This is a genomic window from Bacteroides sp. 224 (assembly GCF_010500995.1).
GTDB lineage: Bacteria > Bacteroidota > Bacteroidia > Bacteroidales > Bacteroidaceae > Bacteroides.
In genome coordinates this window covers 53,296-73,417 of the sequence record NZ_QVMK01000002.1, presented here as the reverse complement: position 1 = coordinate 73,417, position 20,122 = coordinate 53,296, and the positions used below count along the sequence as shown (strand labels likewise).

The window sequence follows — 20,122 nt, the reverse complement described above, 5'->3', positions numbered from 1 at the left end:
GTGATGGGGCTTCTTTTTAACCGTACACAAGGCTGGTGGACTATTCTTCAGAAATATAGTTTGTTTTAATGGCAGAAAATTATGTAGTTAATTATGACATAAACGTTAGATCACAACAAGCATTAGATAGCATTCGTAAATTTCAAGAAGCTACTAAGAAATTAGATCAATGTGGTCAAAAACTTAAAGCGTTCCAAAGAAAAATAGAATCGGTACACGCTAAGTTCTCTCAGATGGCAAAAAAGGCTCCTGTGATTGATGTTGCAACTTCAAAAGCAAATCAGAAATTAGACAGGACAATTGCTAAACTGGAGAGAATTCACAGTTTGGCGAAAAAGACGGCAGCTCTTAATATAAGTGCTTCCACCACTGGGAAAACAACCAATAAAAACACCGGAAAAACAGGTAGCTCAACCACTGTTGTAGGTGGAAGCAATAAACCACGGCCAAACACGCCACATCCGTCAAGCAAACCAGTGGTAAACAGGAGGCTTGTTCCACGGAATATAAGTTATCGCAATCTTGGGCCTACAATGCTTGACTCTGGAGGCATTGGAGCATTTAATATGGTCAAGGGTATGGGGATCGCTTATGGTATTGCTGGTCTTGGATCACTTATGGGAAATGTGGGAAGAGATGCGACAGAGTATGATAACTTGATGCAAACCACCAAAAATATCCTTCAGACCCATGATAAACTTCCCGGTTTCAATCGAAGGTTTCAAGAAATGGCCCATACTGTTCGAAATGTGGGCGTTGAGACTAAATTTACTGCGCCACAAGTAGCTGATGCGAGTAAATTTCTTGCAATGGCTGGTTTTGACATAGATGCAATAAATAAATCTATTAGGCCAATATCAGATATTGCATTGGTTGGTGACACTGATTTGGGTGAAACAGCAGACGTTGTAACTAACATTATGACAGGTTACGGAATCTCGCCTGAGAAGATTAGGCGAGCTTCCGATGTTATGACCATGACATTTACTAAAAGTAATACGACATTACTTGAAATAGCAGAGGCTTACAAATACTCTGCAAGTTTGCTCTCTGCCGGTGGTGTATCTTTTGAAGAAGCAACAGCAGCATTGGGGGTTTTGGGGGATGCCGGAGTAAAAGGCTCCCAGGCTGGTACAACAATGCGTACCATAATTGCAAACCTCGTAAACCCTACGAAGAAACAACTAAAACAATGGGATGAAATTGGTGTTGATCGTTTAGATGAAAATGGTCGCCTGCGTCCATTGACTGATATCTTCGGAGACTTGAATAAGGCAGACTTAGAAGTATCTGACTTTTATAAAATGTTCCATAAGACTTCTGCGCAGGGAGCGGTTTCATTAACTAACAATGTTGATAAATGGAACGAAATAGTTTATCAAAACTTTCTGTCGGATGGGCTTGTAGGAAAATTAGCTGAAGAAAAGAAAAACACAATACAAGGACTTTGGTATCAGTTGACTTCGATGTTCACTGAAGATGGTATGCAGGCTTTTGAAGAACTTCAACAACCAATTAAGGATATGTTGAACCAAACAATTAATTGGTTGAAAACTCCAGAAGCAGTTCAAACCATTAAACAGTTGTCAAAAGATTTCTTTGAATTGATAAGTATGCTCAAAGACTTTGCTTTATTTTGTATTAAAGCATACAATAGTATGAGTTGGTTCATAAAACCATGGCTCAAATTTCAAGTCATCATGTGGCCTATACTTTCATTTTTCAGGGCCTTCAAAGCTTTAGGAAATATGGGAATGTATATCTTTAGCTTAGGGGCTGGAGTAACAAGACTTGCTGGAGCTTTTGCCGGATTGCTTAGGATTGCAAAAGCAATTATGAAAGCTGGTGTGCTTAATACTATTAGGAATATTTTTACAGCTGGCTGGAGTGGGGTTACTGGAACATTTGTTTCTGCACGAGCAAATACAGCAGCCACTGTAGCGCAGTTAGCAGGAGTAGCCACCCCAGCTACAGTGGCTGCTGGCAATGCTACAACAGGGGCGGTTGCGGGAGCTACTGCTGCTGGTGGCAAGTTTCTTGCGGCATTGCCTTGGCTTGGAGCGGCAGCAGCAGTTGGTGTGCTTACCTATGGAATCTACAGCGCATATAGTCACTTAAATGATTTAAGCAAAGCTTACGACACATGGTATGAAAAAGTATATTCTACAAAAGGATATTTGTCTGAAGGGCTGTCTCCCACAGAACGTTATCTAAAACTTGTACACGACAAACAGTTGAGTGCTAATCAAAAAGTAGAAGAATACATAAGATTGAGGAGAATCCAAATTGGATTGGAAAGCGAGGCGACATCTGCCATGGAAGGAAAGAAAATAAATGAAGTATATAAAGATAAAATAAAAAGCGTAACAGATCATCCATGGCACTCATTTTTATCTGGAACGGCAAAAATTGAAACGATTTGGGAAAAATCACAAGAAGCCTTAGACCATCTTCCAGATAATATAAGAAAGCAATACGAATTAAAAACTTACTCATACAATGGGCAGCATTCTGCGTATTTGCAAAAAAATGGGCAAACGTACAACAGTGACAATCTTACCAGTGATGTAATTGCCGCCACTATTGGTTGGGACGCGCCTCAATCAAAAGAAGTTATAGAAGAGTTTACAACAGCTTTTAAACAATCTCCGATAGAGGAATGGGGCGAGATTAGGAAACGTTTGGAGCTACGGCTTTTAGAATACAAAAACAAGACCAACCCAGAATACAATAACCTTTCTTTGGATAAGCTTGGTGGATTAAATTCTTCAGAGATATTGTCCATACCACTTGCTTATGAATCTTTTGCCAATAGAATATTTCAAGCATTTGATTTCAGTGGCGACAATGAGAATGCAAAGGCATTAGTGTCTTTGCAAAACCTTTTAAAAACACCAGGTGAATGGGGCTATGAAGATCAGGTGAAAGCTCTTGCAAATAATGGTGTTGGCGTTTTCAAAGACCTTGATGAAAATCTTGTTTCAAATTTTACTGAATGGACACGTATTAACGGTTTCGACCCTGAAACTGGAAGGTTTGTTCAGTATGGAAGTAAAACCGCAGATTACTGGGCACAGCAGGCACACCAAGTAATAACAGGCGATATAGTAAATTTCCTAAGTACTTTTAATAAAGAGTTTAGAGAGAAATTCACCATTCTATCTTCACCATTCTTCCAAGAAGCTTATGCGCACTCAGGTCAAATTGCAGATAAAGAGCCCCAAATAGGACAAAGGCAATATATAAATGGAATTATGAGTGAGTATCGATTTAATGGCCCTACCGGTAAAAACGAATGGGTACCTGTTGTTGGTGGCGCAGGTATAGAAGGAGCCGGTGGAACTGGTGGAGGTTTCGGTACAGGCAATGGAACAGGTGCAACAGGAACAGATCAATCGAAATATAAATCTCACTATAATTCCGGCTCCGCTGCTCCAAAACAAATTATCGTAAAAATAGAGAATTTGATGAATGTCAAGTCTATCGACCTAACTAACTCAGATAATTCTGCTGCAATTGATAACATCAAAGGACAGCTTACACAAGCGTTAATTGATGCCGTGCATGATTTTGATGACACTTTTCATGGATAGTGAATGAGTATTTGGAATTCATTAAAGTTTAGTGCTGGCAGTGCCGGAGTTGATCTTGCCAGCAATATAAGCTATCGTTATATAAAAAAGAAAGATGGCAATTTGATATATAAGAATAATAGAGGTTATAAATCTCTTATTGTTTACATAGCAAAACGAACTGCCGCCCAGTATGTTGAGCAAAAGGTAAATACGTTATTTCCAAAATATCAAAGATATCTGGAAAATCAATTGCGTGACACTGTTTTAAAACAACAAGATGCCAACTTAAAAAAACTAATTGAAGCTGGTGAACGGGTGGATAAGGGGCTTGGTTTTATCGAAATCCCAGGGCATAGGATTATTGCAAAAAATAAGTATGGCGATCAAGTTCCAGAGGCACTAATGGTTTATTATGAATCAGACAAAGACATTGATGTTCAGGATGTGGTTTATCAAAATGGGAAAGCTGTGAAAACATCTTATAAAACAAATGTGGTTTGTTTTATTGACTTAACAGCATCTGTGTCAATGCAAAGTGCAAAAAACTTAGTGTTAACACAAGTTCAAGGGCGTGATTTTACCCGGAAAGAGCTCGTGTCTGGTGGTGATTTGACTTTTTCTGTAACAGGGAAAATTGTCGGGAATGATAGGGGTGTTTATCCGGAAAATGATGTCAAAAAGTTTGTCCAACTCGCTCAGTATGGTGGTGTTATTAAGGTGAATCATTTCTTATTTCGTCAATTTAATATAGAGCAAATCATTATTAAAGAATTTAATCTGAATACTTCGGATTGCAAAAATGTCCAGCCATACACATTTACTTGTGTAGCAGTTGAGCCTGACGAAGATGTTTCTATCATTGCCGACACTATTGGTGTGTTGAACGCAGAAATTGCTATAAGTCCTATGAATAAATGGTATAAATTGATATTGAATAATAAATTGACTTCAATTGTTGCGAATACCGCTGCAAATAGTGTTTCATCACTTGCAGCCGGTGGTTTAGACGCATTAGTTCCTAATATTTAATGGCAGCTATTAAATCACAGCCAAGCTTTCATATTTTGATAAGCTTAATTCAGGTGTGGACTCCGGATGATCCTAAAAAACCAATGGAAGAACCGCCAAGCCCACGCCTGATAACAGAAATCGAAGAATTAGAAATAGTGGATTCCTATCGTAAATTGATAGGAACCGCTTCTGTGAAATTTCCGAGAGGAACTGTAATCAAAAAAACAATCACAGAATTAAATTCAGAAGAGATTGCACAGAACAGTGTTGTTTCAGCTAATGTTGATAACGGAATACTTGTTACAACTCGAACTAACTCCAAATTGGCCGATACAGCTGATTTTAAGATTGGGGACCGTATACGAATCATGCTTGGATATACCACTGACCCTAAAGTGGCTGCATTGGCAAAAGTAGATAGTTCTGGAAAATCACTTCATAACGATACCGATAAATTGACTGAATATAAAAAGCATTTGACCACAATGTTTGATGGATATATTACTAAATGCAGTATATCTACCCCCATTGAGATCAAATGTGAAAATCTTGCCAGTCGATTAAAGAAAATTTCCTGCCCTAAAGTAAAGGCTTCTAAAAATATGACAGTGAACGATTTGCTGTCTGACAATGGACAATGGAAGTTGTTAAAAAACTCCGGATTAAAACTCCACCCAGACACGGAGTCATGCGATATTAATATTGGGAAGGTTTCATTGACCCCAGACCTTACCATTGCAGATGTACTGACAGAGTGGTCTAAGTATAAAGTATTTGCTTATGTAAAATATAACAATGAAGAGCCCTGTATAGCAGTAGGTAGGTCATATTTTTCAAATGCAGGAAAGGATTCTATAATACAGAAGGATTCAAGTGATATACCGATTATTCTTTTCAACTATCATGTTGCTGATGATGATTTGACATTAATGAATACAGATAAAAATTTTTTGGCAGTGGAAGCAACTTCACTGGAAACAAATTCTAAGTTTTATCATATCACAATACGAAAAAATCCTGATTATGATTCGACAAACCCTGATTCAAAAAAGTGGCAGGTGCTAAATGAAACCACAATATCTAAGAAAGCTCAGAAATGTGGTGCTACTGTGTTGAAAAGGTCAAAGGACAAGGTTGATCTTAGCCAATACACCATAATTCCATACATGTCTCGAAAGATAGGCATTAGCCATGAAGATTTATTAAAAGAAGCTATCCAATATTTTGAAAGCTACAATATGAATGGAGTTGATGGGTCACTGACGATCTTTGGGGACTTAAAATTAAAATCGGGTGTAAAAGTCGAATTAAAGGATGACCGATTCACTCAAAGAAATGGCTATTATTTAGTAGATGAAGTAACTACAAAATTTGGAGTAAGTGGGTTCAGGCAAACTATAAAGTTACCTTATTTAATATCTCGAAAAAAGAACACCAATGAAGAATAGAGCTGATTTAAGCAGCAATCAATCCATCCGGGAGGCAATACGCCGTATTGCGCTACATGGGTTAATAAACCCTTCCACCGGCGTTATTCGTGATAGCGCTAAAATTACCGGATATGTTGCTAAAATACATACAGATGGTGAATTCGCAGGAACTATTGATGTTCAAGAATTTTCGAATTTATCTATTGAGGGTGATGATGATACGAAAATTGGCTACCATGAAGGGGTTTATTTGAGTGCGATACAGGATAATTCTAAAGGTCTTGTGATTGTTCCGAAGATGTATTCTGAAGTCACTATCGTTACTGATCCGGATACAAAAATTGAATATGTATCCATGTTCTCTCATGTTGACATCATCCAACTTGATTCTCACGAAAAGGTGACAATAGGCGTTACTGAACGCGAAGAGTATGATCCTGGAGATGAAAACTCTCCAGATATTGATGAATTGGAAGAGACAGGTGTTCATGCTCGAACAACATATAAAAAGAACTCTGCTATAACAGAAGTTCAGGGTGAAGAAAAAGCAAATCACACAACACAAACGATTGATGACGCAAAATTTCAAGTTGTTGTTGGTGACAATAAAAGCCAGCAATTAATTGATCAAGAAAAAATTCAACTACAGCACAATAAGGCTGATATCACATTGAGTGATAGTGATGCGACTATGAAGCACGGCTCTTCCTCTGTTATAGCCAAAGATGGCATTGTGTACCTTGGAAGTGAAAGTGGTGTTGACGATGCTGTGTTAGGGGTAGAATTAGCTACGATATTGATGGACATACTGAATTATATCAGCCAAATAAAAACTACCACACAGTTGGGGCCACAGCCCCCACTTAATATGGCTCAATTCATTGCACTAAAAGCAAAAATAAATTCGTTTAAGAGCTCTCACTCCGGGTTCTTGACTAAAAAAGTACAAGTTCAAAAATAATGGCAGAAGCAACACTTATATTTGATGAAAATAGTTTAGATAAAAAGACCTCATTGTATGAACTCTACAGTAGGTTATTTGAAGGTATGCGGACAGCTAATACTGTTGATGCGCCTGATTTTACAGACAACCCACCATTGACCCCAGCAGGTGAAATCGACATCGATGCTATTGATAAAAAGATGGCAGAGTATTCATCTATTTTGATTAAAAACTCTGCATATATGATGGCCAATTCGATTGTTTCAACCCTTAATGGTAACGGAAATGGAGGGTCTGCTGGGGTTGGCTTTTTATCGCGTAGTGGAGACACAATGGAAGGAAGACTCGGCGCATTGCATGGTTTTCAAGCTGGATATGAAGGAACACTAATTCTTGAAACAACTATAAATGCCGAGAAGAAAAAGCTTGCTAAGGTTTCTGGAAGTCTTATTGTGGATGGAGATGCGACACTATCGGGAACATTAAATCTCAGTAATAAAGGAATAAGCATTTCTAATGTCAACGTTTTGTTTTACGCTGACAATAAATTAAATATTGCATCCGGGTGTATCGCTATGAAAGGAAATATATCAGTAGATGGGATATTTGAGCTTGGCCAAATTACGATAAATAAGGATGGCTTGTTTTTTAATGATAAAGAATTTTATCATGGCTATAATAGCAATAAAAAAGATGTTGACTGGAATATGCGTAATGGGCATGTGTACGGAACCTTGCAAGTTGATGGCCAAACAACATTAAACGACACTTTATCTGCTATTAACGGCTTTAAGTTAGGCGCAATAAACAAACCCCTATTCTATTCAGATAAAAAAGAAGGTGGGGAAGTTTTTCTTCAATTAGCAACTGATTTAAGTTTGTGGTCCGGCTATGGAATTCAATTTGATGGTAGGTATATAATAAAAGTAAGAGGCGGTTTAGACAATACAGTATCATTCTCAGCTCCTGGAATGACCATCAATCTTGGAGATAGTGATAATGACATGCAAACCAAAAAGATTGCTTTACAGACAGGTATATACAATTATAATAGCAGCTATCAGATCATATCTCAATATGGAGATGGTAATTTCCCAAACTCTTTCAGTGCAGGGTGTGGCAATTCAGGACCAACTGTTATCCAAACCTATTATAAAACCGGAGAGGATGCAGGCGTTGTTTTTGCAAAAAAAATACGATTAGGCAAGAATAATGGGCCGTCACTTAATGCAAGTGATATTAAGACACTTGTGTTCGAGGCTCCTTATATTCACGTTACAAATGACATTCAGCAAACTGATTATATACAGAGTTCTATTTTATATAAACAGACAAACAGTCTTTTTAGAGATCAAAGTCTCCCATGGTCTGCCAGTTTAAATTTTGAGACAGATGCTGAGTTTTTTGTTTTCAATAAACCAATAGAAGCTACAAAATTTTCAATACTTAGTGAGAAATATAAAACTCAATTGATTGAAAATGCCCTATTCTTTGGTGACGGAATATTCTTCGAAGGTATCGTGGATGGGATATTGCATAGCGGTAACGCTTATTTTGTAGATAGTTTAAGTTCAAGGCGATTTGCTTCAGGGTTTGCCGGTTATGGGTGGAGCATTGCGAAAGACAAAACCTATGGGAATATTGCCGCAACATTTGACGAGCTGACGATTCGAAAAAAAATGCGAGTCTATGAGCTGGAAGTACAAAAGATGTCAGTTACAAACGGATCATTATGGGTAAGCGACTCATGCTCTGGTGATTTGGTTGAAGAAATAGTTTAATGTCTGTATTTAATTACAAGAAATATAAAGTATCGCTAAAATACGATTCCAAGAAAACACAGGGTTTGCGTACCGGAGATATTGTTAGACGACAATATTTCGATGGAAAAAATGTAATATACTCCCTTATGTGCGTCCTTGATTATGGGATAGACAAAGTTGTAGGTGAAGACAATGAAATAAAAGAACAACCCTTTTTTATTGCTGCTCTACTTGAAGGGGATGCTCCTCAAACAGAGGAAATACTTGATTTTATGAGAGTCACCAGTTTGTATGATTTGAATCGATCAGGCGCATTATACTTAACGGCATCAGACGATCAGGCTCCATACATGGATGTGGTTGACGGCATTGGTCGAAATCAAAGTTTATGTTGGCCAGAAAGTCTTGGAAATGGTGAATACACAGATTCATCAGCTCAGTATATTGTAATTGGTGAGAATTACGTTACATCTGAATATTTAAAATCAGAGTTAGATAATTACCGAATTTGTCATATCACACGTAATTCAGTTGGTTACTCCGGGTTCATCGGTCTTCAGCAAGATTTCTATCAATATGTTGAAAATCCACAAAGAGTTCTGATTTCATATAAAATAAAAGCCAACCGGAAACTACAAAAAATCAAAGGTTCTCTCGAATATATTACTGGTACGAGGGTTGATGGTGAAGTTGTCATAACAGCCAATACCGATTGGGAATACAAATTTCACGCAATCACTGTTGATTGGTCAGGAAGACATTTGCGAACATTTAAACTGAACTTAAATGATGGATTAAAAGACGGTGATGAAGTTTGGATTGCTGATTTTAATATCATTTTACTTTCCAGTATAACCGGATTTCAAGATGCCAGTCAAATAAGAATCGGGAAAATGAATGGTATTAATGACCCGGTTTTTGGTAAATTAGACGGTTACGGAGGATATTTACAGAAAATCTACGCCACAAAATCTGCCCATATTTCGGGGACATTAACTGCTGGAGATGAAAATGGCTTTGCTGCAACTTTTTATGCAGGAAAAATACACAAGAATGCTTTTGTTAATTCCATAAATGTAAGCTTTGAGTCAGATGTTTTAGCTGATGCTAATATAATTAACCCAACAGGAGTTGGTGGAGTTTATGTTTCATCGACCCAATTTACAGCTATTGCTCAAACATCCGGGTGGTTAAAAACAAAGGTTGGAAATAAATATTGTTTTTCGTTTTGGCTCTATTCGAAAAAGAAATGCGTTTTCTATATCATTCAAAATGGTGTGACAGTAGGTGTTATAAACATTGATCAATTTAGCACTCATCAATGGAATAGACAACATGTAGCTTTTGAATTGATAGCTCCAAAATCTGAAACAGACAACTTATCATTGTCTATTGTTCCTGAATTTGATAAAGCAAACATAAGTGGCGATGGCAATATAAAAGATGAGAACTTATTCTACTTTACAGCCCCTCAGTTGGAATCTGGAGATCATGTAACACAATACCAACCCACAGACGGCATATTGAGTCTTGTAGAAGATTATGGCGCATGGTTTTCTCGTGGAGGTATCGGAGGCACCATCCAGAACCCATTACTACAGCTTAATTATGACAATGAGGGAAGTATAGGTACAAGAACAAATTCTTTTCTATTAAAGGTAGATGGCAGCGGATATCTGGCAAATCGAAATATTCGATGGGATGAATTCGGTAAAGTAACTTTTGGAAAAGATGTTACTCTTAATTGGGACAACCTGGATGAAAACGCTCAGGCTGAATTGGCACCCAAATCCATCAGGCTTACCGGAGGAAATAGCATAACAATTGTTAATCATTCACTTTCTGGAAAAACCACATATTCCCCCTCAAAAGTAAAATTAAAAATTTCTTCGGAAGGGTTTGATCTGACAAAAAGTGAAATATCGTGGTATTATCAAAATAGAGACGGGAAATACATACCGATACCAAATCATTCTCTGGACTCATTAGATATTCTGCCTACTGGAGATTATTGGCTTGAAGGCGATTCATGCAATATAAAATGTGAAGTTCGATTCAACCATAACAATTACACCGACACTATTCTTATCCAAAAGAACGTAACAGAAGGATATGAAGTAAAAGTAAGCTCAACAAAAGGCGATCTGTTCAAAAATGGTGATTGTAACACTATTCTGAAGGCAGATGTTTATTTTCAGGGGGTATTGATCCCAGAAAAACAAGCCAAAGAAGAATTTGAATTTACATGGAAAAAATACTCATCCGATGATCAGGAGTTAACTGACTGGGGAGGCATTGATATACATCAACCGGTTATAAATCTGAATTACAACTTATATAATATAGAAAAATTCTCATGTGAAATAACATCAAAATTGTCATCATTTGTTCTTGGACAAGGAGTTTTAGGAAAAGATATATTAAAAATTAATGGGTAAAATAGACAAACGATTTTCTGATGGAAGCACCCTCTATGCAGAAGAGCTTAATGAATTAGTTGACGCAATAAATGGATTAGATGATGCTAATAATAAGAAGGTCGATAAAGAAAGTGGAAAAGTGTTATCTTCAAATGATTTCACCAAAACATTAAAAGATAAATTAGATAAAATAGAAGCAGGAGCTCAGATCAATACCGTAACAAGCGTTGCCGGAAGAAAAGGGGCAGTTACACTTGCAAAAGAAGATGTTGGTTTGTCTAAAGTTGATAACACATCCGACTTAGAAAAACCTGTTAGCAATCCAGCTAAAAATGCTTTTGTCGCAAAAGAAACAGGAAAGGCATTGTCCACAAACGACTTTTCCGATGATTACAAGAAGAAATTAGATAATGCTCCAGAGTTTAAGAAAAATGGCGCTGGAGATATGTATCTCTCAGATGATGGGACATATAAAAAGAGTAAAGGGACTGGTGGCGGTTTTTATGATATCACAAAACAACACCCTTTAAGCTCCGGGTATTATACAAAAGACACTGCTATTGCCGCATTAAAAGACGCGGCTATTGATGATGGCGATAAACGAGGTATCATCATTACATTTGAAGCCTCTCAGGGAACTTGGGAAGAGTATCGCTTTGAGGGCACAAGCATCTCATCCTTTTTAGAACCTTCAGCTTGGAATAAGTTTGGTGGAGCTGATTCCGTGAAAGAAATATCCTTAAATGGCACAACTCTTAATAAAGATGAGTCAGGAAGGGTAAATATCACTATTGATGAAATAGAAGTTGATGAAAGTTTAGACCCAAAATCAACTAATCCTGTACAGAACGCAGCTGTGGCAGCTAAACTTAATGAAATTGATGCAAACACCATCTTTGGTGCAAACGCAGAGCTTAGCGATGACGAGAGTACTGTGCGACTAACATTGACTAACAAAAGCGGCGCAGAAGTTGTTGGAGTTGACCTACCGGCCGGTGGCGGTGGTGGAACCGGTGAAGGTGGGGCAGCTACTAAGATAGTAATTGGAGCTATGGTGGATAAATCAACCATCAAAGAAGGCGACAACGTTCTTCTTACTTACACCTACGATCATCAATATTCATCTGGAGACGAGAAAGGTGAGAGTACAGGACAAAAAGCAGCTATTACGATTCAAATAAAGAGAGGTGCAACTATTTCCTTTTCAGAAACAATTCAAGAAGTAAGCAAAGGTTCGTACACACTCGACCTTACTAAGTATTTGCTTGTTGGAACAAGTGATATATACATTATAGCTACCACAACCGACCCAGATACGGGAAAAGCGCAAAAAAAACAAGCGTATGTGACAGTTAAATCGGTGTCACTCACGCTTACAAGCAGCTACAATCTTGCTGGAGGTATTTCTTCAGGTGGGTATGGAGCAAATGACACAGTAAGTGTCCCATATTCAGTGAATGGAACAGGAACAAAAGTGGTTGCCCTGTATGTTGACGGCGTACAACAAAATGCACACACAATAACTCGAAGCGGTACCACAAATAGCAGCTTTAATGTTTCAATGTCTAACCTTTCTTCTGGCAGACATACGCTTCAAATGGTAGCAGAGATGGAGGCCGGAGACAACTTGATATTAAAAAGTGAAAGCATCTACATTGATATTCTGAAAACAGGTTCAATGTCACCTTTTGTTGGTTTAATGATGATCAACAATGATGGGCGCATATTTGACAGCTCAACACATCTGTCTCCAACGTTTGAAATAGGACAGTATGAACAATGCAGGTTTAATTTTGTAGCTTACGATCCTACAACCACCCCTGCTAATTTGGAAATCCTGCGCGATGAAACACTTGTTCAAAGCGTTAGTGTTCCTCGCGCAGTGCAAACATATCAGAATCGTTTTACCGAACAAGGTCTTTTGAAGATGAAGTTCGTTGTCGGAAACTTCGTGTCGTCCTTTTTAATTGATGTTACTGAAAGTGGAATAGATATTTCTGAATCCACTTATGGAATGGTGGTTAAACTTAGCCCTTCCGGACGAAGTAATGATGAGAGCAATCCTGCTGTATGGGAGTCGGGAGAGGCAAAAACCACCTTTGAGAATGTGGACTTCAAAACAAGTGGTTGGTTTGACGGTACACTTAGACTTATCAACGGGGCTAAGATCAATATTGACTATCAACTCTTCAAACAAGATGCTGGAGCTACCGGTATGACTGTTGAAATGGAGTACCGTGTTACCAATGTATTGGAGCGCAATAGTGAGGTTGTTAGTTGTATGGACAATGGTAAAGGGCTTAGTATTACCACCGAAGAAGCAAGTATTAAGACTGGTACTATCATTCATTATATAAATGAGGATGGGGAAGATACCAGTCGTGAAGTAAAAATTGGAACAAAATTCGCTCCGGACAAATGGCTCAAGGTGGCATTTGTCATCAGCAAGCGAAACGATGGCCGACTCATGGAGTTGTATGTGAATGGCAACCGTGCCGGTGCTGATATTTACGACAATAGCTATTACTTCCAGCAAGACAACCCGCAAGGAATAACCATAACGTCGGAGATGGCAGACGTGGAGATAAAAAACATTCGTATTTACAATCGTGCTTTGTCCGATGATGAAGTACTTGAAAATCGAATGGTAGACAGCGAAAGTCTCGACGACATGATGAGGCTGTATGAAGAAAATGATGTACTTGGAATTTCTGGAGATGTGGACCTGGATAAGCTTAGAGCTAAAGGTAAGGGGGTGATGCGTATTGTTCGTCAAGGTGGACTTGATGAGCTCAACGAAACAAACAACAAGAGTACTGACTTTCTTGCTGATGTCTATTTTTATTCGCCTTTCGGCAAGGAGTATGACTTTGTGCTCCGCAGTTGTTATATTCGCATACAAGGTACATCATCAACAAAATATCCAAGTAAGAATATCCGTATCTATATGAGTAAGGGTGGGCCGGAGTTGTCCCTTACTGTAAACGGAGAACTCGTTTCGGGTAAAAAGTACTCTATGCAACCTGGAGCTATTGAAATGAACCTATTCTGTATGAAGTCGGATTATTCGGACTCGTCTATGACTTCTAACACCGGGGGTGCGAAGTTGTATAACGATGTCATGCTCGACATGGGATTGATGACACCCCCACAACAGTATCAGTACGAGAAGTCAGGTGGAGACCTCAATGCCGTAAGAGTTCGTCAAGCAATCGGTGGTTTCCCTATTGATATTTACTCGGCTGAATCTGTTGAAGGGGAATCTACCTATTATGGTCAATATAACTTTAATAATGAGAAGTCAAAAAGCGGTAAACTTTTCGGAATGGAGGGTGTGAGCGGATTCACACCCGAATGCCCGATGACTCTCGAAACATTAAATAATGGTGAAGGCACCTGTTTGTTTCAATCGAAAAGTGATGCCGATTTAGCAGCGAACTTCGATGCCGGGTTGGAAATAAACTACCCCGATGATGTAAAGTGGGCAGGGATGAACGACACACAACGTGCTGCCCTCACCAGACTGTTTGCATGGATACGTTCGTGCGTGCCATCAGGGGCTACGGCAGAAGATATTTCGACTTTCGCGAGCGCTAAGTTCAAAGCGGAAGTAAGCCAATATTTTAATGTCAAACACGCTATAGCCTATTATATACACACCGATTATCACCTGAGTGTTGACCAGCGTGCTAAAAACATGTTGCTGCGCACATGGGACGGTAAAATATGGTACATAACATACTATGATGGCGATACTCAATACGGTAAGCGTAATGACTGTTTTCTGGTGTACGACTACACTACCGACCGCAATACATGGGATGCCGAAGCCGGGAAATATGCCTTTGAAGGCCGAGAATCGTGGTTGTGGAATCTCATATTGGCTAACCTTCAAGATGAAGTTAAAGAAGTGGCATCCGAGTATCGTTCCAAAATGACACTTGACCGTGTACTCAATATGCTCAATGTGGAGCAAATGGGAAACTGGAGTGATCGTGTATATAATAAATCGGGCTACATTAAGTATATTCGCCCAGCCATGGTTGAAACTTACGGCAAGAAGTGGCCGTTCATCTATGCCCTTCAAGGCAATAACCTGGCACACCGAATTTACCTCATCACAAACCGTTTTGCGCTTCTTGATGCGAAGTATGGCACAAGTAACTTCACCTCTGATAATATCGACCTGTATATGGCTCGCGGAGCAAGCGATGCGGCTGATGTGGTAAAAGTAACAGCCAATGAAGTGTATGCTTTCGGATATGGAACAAACAATAGCCCCAATATTGCCAACACGGGGATTGTGGAAGGTGGAAAGGTTGCTTCTCTACAAATAACCGGTGCTTACACAGTAAATGACCCGCTCCGTATTTATGGCGCAAGTCGTATGCGTGTTCTTGATATGACAGGAGCAGCAGATCGATTGAAAAATGGTTTTGATCTTGGCAAGTGTACGGTTTTACGAGAGATAAATTTACAATCATCAACCACCGGTTCTACTGGATGGTGGCTTAACTTGGGTAGTTGCAAACAGTTACGAAAAGTAAATCTTCGCAATCAAGCGCAAGCAAAAACAGGAAGTAACACCAGCACAGAGCTTGACTTTAGCAATCAGAACAAATTGGAATGGCTTGATACTCGTGGTACAAAGGTTCAGAGTATTACGTTTTCTAAGGGAGCTCCGCTCTCTGCTGCATACCTTCCAGCAACGTTAACGGTTCTCAAACTTGAAAATCTTGGAAAACTATTGACCAAGAATCTTCATTTAGAGGGCTATTCAAACGTTAAAACGTTTATTGTGGATGGCTGCCCGGGCATTGACTGGGAATCAATCTTATCGCTTTGCACCAATGTTGAGCGTATTCGCATTACGGGTATTGATCGTGAGGGCAATGAGGCATGGTTGTCTAAATTTATGTCGATTGGTGGAGTTGATGCAGATGGCAATGCTACTGATACGTGTACGTTGGTGGGAACATATAAACTTACACAGTATTTGGCAGACGAGCAATTTGAAGTATATAAAAAGCACTTTCCGGAATTAAATATCATCCAACCGGAATATACAATGATTGAGTTTGATGATTCTGTGTCTGATGACAGAAACATTACTAATCTTGACAATAATACTGGCTATAACAGTGGAACAGACTATATTCCCAGCGGCCACATTAAAAGCATCATGTCTAAACGTCGTAGATGTTTGGGTAAATTGATTGCTACAAACAAAATGGCTATCTATCCGCTTCATAATACAAATTCCAATTATTATGCGGATGCACAATATATCGCCAGCGCCACTCCAGCTAAGCTTGATGCAACAGAAGGTGATGTCTGGATGGATGAACCTAAATATTGGTATAAAGGAATAAATGATTATTTGAATGATAAGAAATATTCTTGTTTTTCGAGCTTGTCAAAAATGCCATCAAGACCTGACTCTTCTCTTTATAAAATAATCACTTTAGATGAGGTTGTTGCTTCGAAAAATTACAAAAACAAGTACAAGCTTTTAAGTAATTTTTCAACAATAACAGCTTCTTATTCATCAGATGCAAGTTATAGTGTTTGTCAGGTTGATGTTTCTGGGTATAAAAAAGTGCGATTTCCAACGGTTTTAGGTACAAGCTTGATTTGTTCTATTTTTGCAGATGATGGTGGAAATGTAATACAGAATATCGTAGTGCCAACTTTGAATAATAAATTTGAAAATGGCATGTATCTAATTGTAGATGTTCCTCAAAATGCCAAATTTCTATGCTTTACAGTTCATAATAATGCTGAATTTGACATGGTTCTTCTATCTAATAGTGACAAAATAGAGGACATGGAACCAGACTGGGTGTGTCACGAAAGATGTCTTGTAGGAGTTTTCGAAGCTGTTGCAAAGGGTAGTAAACTATATTCCGCTATCACCGGGGAAACAAGTGTTGCGAGTCTTTCAAAAACAGACATGGAACATTACGCCACTCAAAGGCAATTGCAACTTGTTGATTATGAAATGCACAAAGATGTTGCAAACTTGTTTTTCGCACATTATGGAAGAAGAGATTCGCAAGATCAGTGCGGTTATGGGCAAAACACTAATGCTCGCATAATTGGCGAAACATCTATTCTCGGCATGAAAGATACTGTAAACCAAAATAAAGCAGTAGAATATTCGTGGTACGAAAGCAAAAATGAATTTGGAGAAATCACCTATGTTCGCATTCCAAGCTCGAACTGTCTTGGTTATGAGAATTGGTATGGGAATAAGTGTGAGTGGATGTCTAAGGTTGGCATTCCAAATACGACGGCCGCTGAACAATTAAAAACTTACATTGAAATGCCAGACGGGAGTACTCGAAAAGTTAAAACAGCCAGCGCCGGAACGTATTATGCCGGAACACACCATCAAAAATATATGGATGTGCTTTTTGTTGGAGCTGCCGTCGCAAGTACCACAACATTTTACTGTGACTATTTCCACGCCAGCACTGCAATCAGTCGTGCGTTTTATCGGTCGAGCTACAACGCGTTCGCGAGCGGTGGTGTTTCGTACTCGCACGGCGGTCACGATTCGTCGCACACGAACCCGCACATCGGCTCTCGGCTCGCCTTCCGCGGTCAAATCGAAGAATCCGCGAACGTAACAGCGTATAAAGCGCTGACTGCGATAGCGTAAACGTAAGCGCAAAGCGGGAGCGTAGCGACAAAGCGTAACCGTGAAACGGTTTTATACGGGCGAAGCCCGTCGAATTTGAAAATTTTTCGTTGAAAAATATTAATTTTGCATTTTGAATGGGTAGCGCCCTCTGAGAGTCGTGTGTTTTATCGGTCGAACAACAACGCGAACGCGAACGGTGGTGTTTCGTACTCGAACGGCGGTAACGATTCGTCGAACACGAACCCGAACATCGGCTCTCGGCTCGTAAACAACAAAAGAAATTGATAATTGGCATAAAGCACCGAAAGCGTGTCTTTCAAAGCGGAGCCAAAGGGGGCAAGCCTCAACAATAGCGAATATAGTTCGGAAAGTTGAAAAAACAAAGTAGCGGGTAGAGTTTGGTAGGGCAGAAATGTTTCGAAGAAGTTGGACCCAAGGATTGAAGGCTTTATGCGAAGAAAAGGTTTCATTATTGAAGAAATTATTGCGTATCCCAACATGGAGAAATCGTTCCGCAAGGTAATGAGTGGAACCAAACGAAAAAATAGCCGAGTTGGGAAACACCTCATCGAAAACAAAGAGGAGGTGATCAAAGAAATGACAAAACAAATTGCAGATGGGTCGTTTCGAGTAAAGGGGTACGAAGAAAAGGATATACCCCAGGCTGATAAAATAAGACATATTCAGGTTATCCCACTTCAAGATAGAATAGCAACTCATGCTATAATGAACGTAGTGGACAAACATTTGAAAAGTCATTTTATTCGCACAACATCTGCAAGTATTCAAGGGAGAGGTATGCACGATCTTATGAAGTATATTCAGAGAGACATGCGGGAAGACCCTATTGGTACGCAATATTGCTATAAATTTGACATCAGCAAATTTTATGAAAGTATCAATCCAGATACTGTTATGGAATGTGTACGTCGAGTTTTTAAGGACAGTAGGCTTATTTCCATAATAGATGGATTTGTACACCTAACTCCGAACGGTTTGAGCATTGGTCTCAGAAGTTCTCAGGGGTTAGGTAATCTTTTATTGTCATTTCATTTAGATCATATTATAAAAGATAAAATGGGAGTTAAGTATTTATATCGTTATTGCGATGATATTGTAATACTTGATGCGACAAAAGAGAATCTGTGGGAGATAAGAGATATTGTGCATGAACAAATAAATAAAATTGGATTAAAAATCAAAGGGAATGAAAGGATATTCCCAGTTGAAGATGGAGTTGATTTCTTGGGATATGTAATTCGCCCTGATTATGTGCGCCTTCGTAAACGCGTAAAGAAAAACTTTGCTCAAAAATTGCACAAAGTAAAAAGCAAACGTAGAAGAAATGAATTGATTGCAAGTTTTTATGGCATGGCAAAACATGCTGATTGTAATAATCTATATAAAGTAATAACAGGTACAGACATGAAAAGTTTTAAAGATTTAAACGTATCATACCAGCCTGAAGACGGGAAGAAGCGTTTTCAGGGCTCTGTCGTTTCAATACGAGAGCTGGTAAATTTACCCATTATTGTTAAAGACTTCGAAATGGGTATTAAGACAGAGCAAGGCCCCGACCGTTGCTTGGTATCAATTGAACACAATGGAGAAATGAAGAAGTTTTTCACCGCAAGTGAAGAAATGAAAAATATTCTCCAGCAAATCAAAGAAATTCCGGATGGGCTTCCGTTTGAAACAACAATCAAAACGGAACCATTTGGAAAGGGACGCACTAAATATATTTTTAGTTAATGAGAAGAGTGTATGGAAATCCAGATGTATCATTCTTAGAATGCACAAATCCTAAGAAAAACAAATGGCGTGTTCGATGGGATATTCAAGAAGACGAAGATGGTGCTAATTATATGGAAACAGAATTGGACCACAAGCCTTCATTGAACGAAATCAAACAAATCATTTTGGGATGGCATAATAATCAAATTGAAGAAAAAATTCTTTCTGGATTCATATACGAAGAAAGCCAAGTTTGGCTTAGCACTACCAATCAATTTAATTACAAATCAGCCTACGATTTGGCTGTACAAAAAATTGAAGGTTCACTCCCCGTAACGTTTAAGTTCGGAACAGATGAACAGCCCAAGTATCGTGAATTTACGACCTTAGAGGAGTTAACAGATTTTTATTTGAAATCACAACAACACATACAAAACACATTGTTGGAAGGATGGAAAAAGAAAGAAAGTTTTAATGAAAGTCAGTACTTGGGAAACAAATTATAAAATGTCTATTGGGGAAAAAGAAAAGTCCCCGGCCTGTTAAAGTCATCTCACCTACATTTAACAATAAAGCACGCCGAAACGCACAACCGGGGAC

Annotated in this window: 9 protein-coding genes; all 9 read left to right on the top strand. The window is 38.8% G+C overall.

The annotated features are described in order from the left end of the window. Nucleotides 1-68 precede the first annotated feature (68 nt). The 9 genes from D0T60_RS01605 to D0T60_RS01565 all read left to right on the top strand — a co-directional run bounded on the left by D0T60_RS01605 (nucleotide 69) and on the right by D0T60_RS01565 (nucleotide 20,028). Entirely contained in the window at nucleotides 69-3,593 is a 3,525-nt protein-coding gene (locus D0T60_RS01605) for a phage tail tape measure protein (protein WP_163216402.1), read from the top strand. A gap of 3 nt (nucleotides 3,594-3,596) precedes the next feature. Beyond that, entirely contained in the window at nucleotides 3,597-4,604 is a 1,008-nt protein-coding gene (locus tag D0T60_RS01600; protein ID WP_163216401.1) for a DUF6046 domain-containing protein, read from the top strand. Continuing rightward, nucleotides 4,604-6,034: a hypothetical protein gene (locus D0T60_RS01595; protein ID WP_163216400.1), complete on the top strand. Its 1,431-nt coding sequence runs from the start codon at nucleotides 4,604-4,606 to the stop codon at nucleotides 6,032-6,034. The genes D0T60_RS01600 and D0T60_RS01595 overlap by 1 nt, the downstream gene beginning before the upstream one ends. After that, entirely contained in the window at nucleotides 6,024-6,977 is a 954-nt protein-coding gene (locus tag D0T60_RS01590) for a hypothetical protein (RefSeq protein ID WP_163216399.1), read from the top strand. The genes D0T60_RS01595 and D0T60_RS01590 overlap by 11 nt, the downstream gene beginning before the upstream one ends. Beyond that, entirely contained in the window at nucleotides 6,977-8,740 is a 1,764-nt protein-coding gene (locus D0T60_RS01585; RefSeq protein ID WP_163216398.1) for a hypothetical protein, read from the top strand. Before D0T60_RS01590 ends, D0T60_RS01585 begins: the two co-directional genes overlap by 1 nt. Then, nucleotides 8,740-11,160, top strand: a complete 2,421-nt coding sequence (locus tag D0T60_RS01580; protein ID WP_203558265.1) for a hypothetical protein — start codon at nucleotides 8,740-8,742, stop codon at nucleotides 11,158-11,160. The genes D0T60_RS01585 and D0T60_RS01580 overlap by 1 nt, the downstream gene beginning before the upstream one ends. Then, nucleotides 11,153-17,806 (top strand): LamG-like jellyroll fold domain-containing protein, encoded by a 6,654-nt coding sequence (locus D0T60_RS01575; protein WP_163216397.1) that lies wholly within the window; start codon nucleotides 11,153-11,155, stop codon nucleotides 17,804-17,806. The genes D0T60_RS01580 and D0T60_RS01575 overlap by 8 nt, the downstream gene beginning before the upstream one ends. 432 nt (nucleotides 17,807-18,238) lie before the next feature. Further along, nucleotides 18,239-19,540 (top strand): reverse transcriptase domain-containing protein, encoded by a 1,302-nt coding sequence (locus D0T60_RS01570; RefSeq protein WP_163216396.1) that lies wholly within the window; start codon nucleotides 18,239-18,241, stop codon nucleotides 19,538-19,540. Continuing rightward, nucleotides 19,540-20,028, top strand: a complete 489-nt coding sequence (locus tag D0T60_RS01565; RefSeq protein WP_163216395.1) for a hypothetical protein — start codon at nucleotides 19,540-19,542, stop codon at nucleotides 20,026-20,028. Before D0T60_RS01570 ends, D0T60_RS01565 begins: the two co-directional genes overlap by 1 nt. The last annotated feature ends 94 nt before the right edge of the window (nucleotides 20,029-20,122 follow it).